The organism is Terrisporobacter muris, assembly GCF_024621905.1.
GTDB lineage: Bacteria > Bacillota > Clostridia > Peptostreptococcales > Peptostreptococcaceae > Terrisporobacter > Terrisporobacter muris.
The window spans coordinates 1-4,471 of the sequence record NZ_JANKBY010000303.1; the positions used below are offsets into that span (position 1 = coordinate 1).

Here is a 4,471-nt window from a genome sequence, read left to right on the forward strand (position 1 = left end):
GATCTAATATAAAAAAAGGTTGATACAACAACCTTTTAATAATTACTATTTCATTGATTGTACAAATATGTAATACTGCTGAATTGAAGATAATAACAAACCTTGACTTACATAACCTTTATTTTCATTTGCATTTTTAGAAGAAGTTAAAATGTTGTTTTGTGACTCATCAATATATGAAATTAAATTATTTTTAAATTTATCCATTTTCGAATAGTCAATTTTTTGTGTATTTTTTTCTAAATTTTCTAATATAGACTTGCGATTTGTTAAAATTTCATTATAAGCTTCTAAATCATTTTTTTTATTATCCCAATATTCTCCTTCTTTTTGATAATTTTCAATCAAGTCATTTAACCCTTTTGCTATATCTTTCATATAAGAATATCTATCTGTATATTCTAAGGACAACATCGGTACATCTATTTTTGTTAAGAAGGCATCTGAAAAATAAGTTCTTGTGTTTTCTAAGCTATTTCTTACCTTACTTTCATCAAAAGATGAGTATACTTGGATTTTTTCTGAATTATCTATAGTCATACTTGATGATGGAATTTTATATTCATTCATAACGTCTTCTATTTTTTTAAGATCATTTTTGTCTTCTATAGATGCTACTTGTATTGTATAAACTACCATCTCATTTACAGTGGCCACTTGCGAATTTTCTTCTTTTTTATGTCCATCATTTTTTTCTATTTCCTCCAACTGAGATTCAATTGTTGATGAGGTAATAACATTACTTTTATCAAATAAGTTTTTAAACCTATCCCATATTGATGCATTTTTTATTGAACTTACAACATTGACCTTCCCTAACTTGTCCATAAAATCCTTGTCCTTTAAGTTTATGTATGCATATGACCCCACAATACATAAACATAAGGTAACTGTTACTATCCTAGTTCCATTAAATCTTTTTCTCTTATTGAAATTTTTGTATAATTTTCTTTTGCTCATAAGTTGTCCCCTCCTAAATAGTTTTTACTAATATATATTGGAAAGATCTCCAATTTATGAATTAATTTATTAATAAATATAAAATACTTACAATAAAAAAAGCTATGAATTTAGATAACTTCTAATTTCATAGCTTTTTATTTATTAATATGATTAAAATCTTCTTGCACCTAGTAATACTCTTCCATAGTATCCAGATAAAGAATCTATCTTTACCTTATCTGGTCTTGTTTGAGATCCACTAGCATGGATAAATTGATTATTGCCGATATATATACCTACATGCGTAGTTCTTCCTGGTGTAACTGTAGCAAAGTGTAATAAATCTCCCTTTTTTAAGTTACTTGTTCCCACAGCAGTTCCTGCTTTTGCTTGTTCATAAGAAACCCTAGGTAAAGATACTCCTATAGCATTCAGATACACATATCTTGTAAATCCTGAACAATCAAATGAATTAGGTCCATTTCCACCCCATACATAAGGCTTACCTAGCTGAGCCCTAGCAAGATTTACCACAGCTTCATTTTTAGATTCACTTGGTGAATTATCATTATTTGTGTTATCACTAGGTAGTTCTGTTGTAATATTTATATACTTAGAACTTACCCACCCTGTAATATTAAAGTTTGTTTTTATTTGGTACCAAGAGTTAGAACTTTTAGTTATAGTTACTATTTCTCCATTTTTCAATGCTGTTTTAATAGAGTAGTTTGTCCCTGGTCCACTTCTTACATTAAGACTAGCTGTAGACTTTCCATAAGTATCTGTTTTTTCAACATAAGACGATGAAGCCCATCCTGTCGTTCCATTGGATAATTTTACTTTGTACCATCCATTAGATTGACTTAGTAAAACTACTACTTGACCTGGACTTAGAGAAGTTTTTACAGAATAATTTATTCCTGGTCCACTTCTTACATTCAGTCTTACACTGCTAGTTACTTTACCATTTAAATTTACTTCTGTTTCTATAATATCCTCAGGTTTGCTTGTATTGTTATCAAAAGAAGAGTCATCAGATATATCCTCTATTGTTTCTTCAACATAATAACCATATACCCAACCACTAGTTCCATTAGATAATTGTATTTTATACCAATCCTTTGATTTATCAATTATTTTATGTATAGTTCCTTTTTTGACAGTAGTTTTAATTGAATAATTTGTTCCTGGTCCACTTCTTACATTTAAGTTGGCTTTACATTTAATTTTTGTATTTACGCTAGTAATTCCTATTTTAATATATTTATCACTGACCCATCCTGTAGTTTTATTAGATAACTGAACTTTTAACCATCCATTGCCTTTTTCTAATACTGCTACAGTATCACCTTTGTATAAGCAACCTTTTATACTAGTATTTGTTCCTGGTCCACTCCTTACATTTAGTGCACTAGCTGTAACTGTCCCTTTTTCTTGTGCACCAACACTAGACTGCCCTAAAGATAACGCTAATGTGCCAACTCCAATAGCTGTAATTATTTTGGTCTTCACAGTTATATCCCCCAAATTTTATCATTCTATTTTTTCTTTGGTAATATCTCTACCCAGTAATTATCTGGATCTGCTATAAAGTAAATTCCCATAGCTTTATTTTCAAAACATATACATCCCATTTCTTTATGTAACTCGTAAGCTTTATCGAAATCTTCTACTTCTAATGCTAAGTGGAACTCGTTGTCACCTAAATTATAAGGTCTATCCCAATCTCTTAACCAAGTTAATTCTAGCTGATGAGATGTTACTCCATCACCTAAATACACTAATGTAAAACTCCCATCTTCTGCATTTTTACGTCTAACTTCCTTTAATCCTAATGCTTTTTCATAAAATTCTAAGCTTTTTTCTAAATTTAATACATTAAAGTTATTATGACAAAATGTAAATTTCATATCTTTTCTCTCCTTCTGTGTTACAATATAATACTTTCATATAGCAAATTTTATTATTTTGTATAATTAAATATTATTACATTTTTTTGTACATTACTACAACATTTTTTTATTATATCCTTAATTTTGCAATAATTGGATAATGATCTGATAATTTTTTAATAATTACCCTATAATTTATAGGAACAATATCCTGTGATACAAAAATATAATCTATTCTTTCTATACCTAAGGAAAATGTCAAAGTATTTGATTTATCCAATTTTTTAGCTACATCTATACAATTACTATCAAGATTTATATCTGCCGCATTAAAATCTCCTGCAATAATATATGGCTCATCGCCAAGTTTATCTACAAATTCTTGTACTTCCCTCAATTGTCCTACTTGCTCATCTTTATCTGTTCCTAAGTGAACGTTAATTATATTTACAGGTTTTCCTCTAACATCAATAACTGTATGTAACATACCTCTTTGTTCTTTTGAACTACTTAAATACACATGATTTTGTCTAATTATTCTATATTTCGAATAAGTCACTAGCCCATAGTTTGAATTTAAATTTACTACGTTGGCACCAAAATGTGCATTCATTCCTAGCTCTTCCTTTAAACTACTTACCTGAAATCCCACTTTTGCAGATTCATTCACCTCTTGCAAACAAATAATATCTGCATCACAGTTTTTTAAGAAGTCTATAATATCAAAAAGCGTTGGAAACATATCCTTATCTACCCCACTATGTATATTGTAACTTACAATTTTAATATCTGTATTTAAACTACCTTCATTTGCATTAATATTACATATTACTAAACTAGAAATTATAATTAATACTGATAAAAAAAGTTTTTTTAATTTAATATTTCATCAACTCCTTTTACACACATTATTATATATTATTGTCCAAAAATTAAAGACGCTAATAGCGCCTTTAATTTTAATGATTTTTCTTTACGACCTTCTCTTTAATTATATAATTAATGACTTTTTTTCTTATATCTTCTGCAGAATCTTCTTCAATTATTTTTATATCTAAAAGTTTTGCTATTGATTTCATATCTTCTCTAGTTTTAGACTTATAGCTTTCAATTAAATCTTTTTTAATTTTTTCAGGCTCTAGCACATATTCTTGACTATTTCTTTTATAAAAAACATATTTTTTAGAGTATGAACATCTATTGGTATAAATATGCTTTGAAACTTTCTTTAATATTTGACTATAAGAGTTTTTTTTATTCACTTTCACACCCAAATAATTGGCAAATTTTATTAACTCTCCTTTTGACTTAAACAGTTCTTGACTTCTAAGAATTTTAGCTACTGAAACCATATTTTCTTGATATGCACCTTTTTTTAATACTTTTAAATAAGTTTTATTAACATTAGAGTCTTTACTTATTTTTTTTATATAATCATTTATGACTTTATCTATATTTCCCTCAAAGTATTTTTGTGCGCCTTTTTGAGATACATAATTTTCAAGTTCTTTGTGGGCCATATCAAGTATCATATCTTTCAAATCATCTTTATAATATCTAGATTCCATGATACCTCCCCCTTATTATTAGCAATTTTATCCTTACTTATTATATTCATATAATTTTAAATTGGAGAT

The 4,471-nt window shown here is 27.7% G+C and carries 5 protein-coding genes; all 5 read right to left on the reverse strand.

The genetic code is table 11. The annotated features are described in order from the left end of the window. Window positions 1-45 precede the first annotated feature (45 nt). Complete coding sequence (locus NSA58_RS16570; protein WP_039680230.1) at window positions 46-960, reverse strand: hypothetical protein; 915 nt, start codon at window positions 958-960, stop codon at window positions 46-48. A gap of 153 nt (window positions 961-1,113) precedes the next feature. Then, window positions 1,114-2,454, reverse strand: a complete 1,341-nt coding sequence (locus tag NSA58_RS16575; RefSeq protein WP_257560707.1) for a C40 family peptidase — start codon at window positions 2,452-2,454, stop codon at window positions 1,114-1,116. Window positions 2,455-2,480: 26 nt separating this feature from the next. Further along, window positions 2,481-2,852 (reverse strand): VOC family protein, encoded by a 372-nt coding sequence (locus NSA58_RS16580; protein ID WP_039680229.1) that lies wholly within the window; start codon window positions 2,850-2,852, stop codon window positions 2,481-2,483. 112 nt (window positions 2,853-2,964) lie between these two features. Beyond that, the gene (locus tag NSA58_RS16585; RefSeq protein ID WP_079764671.1) at window positions 2,965-3,717 is read right to left on the reverse strand and encodes an endonuclease/exonuclease/phosphatase family protein; all 753 of its coding nucleotides are present in this window, start codon (window positions 3,715-3,717) and stop codon (window positions 2,965-2,967) included. 76 nt (window positions 3,718-3,793) lie between these two features. Then, window positions 3,794-4,402, reverse strand: a complete 609-nt coding sequence (locus NSA58_RS16590) for a hypothetical protein (protein WP_257560708.1) — start codon at window positions 4,400-4,402, stop codon at window positions 3,794-3,796. Window positions 4,403-4,471: the final 69 nt, after the last annotated feature.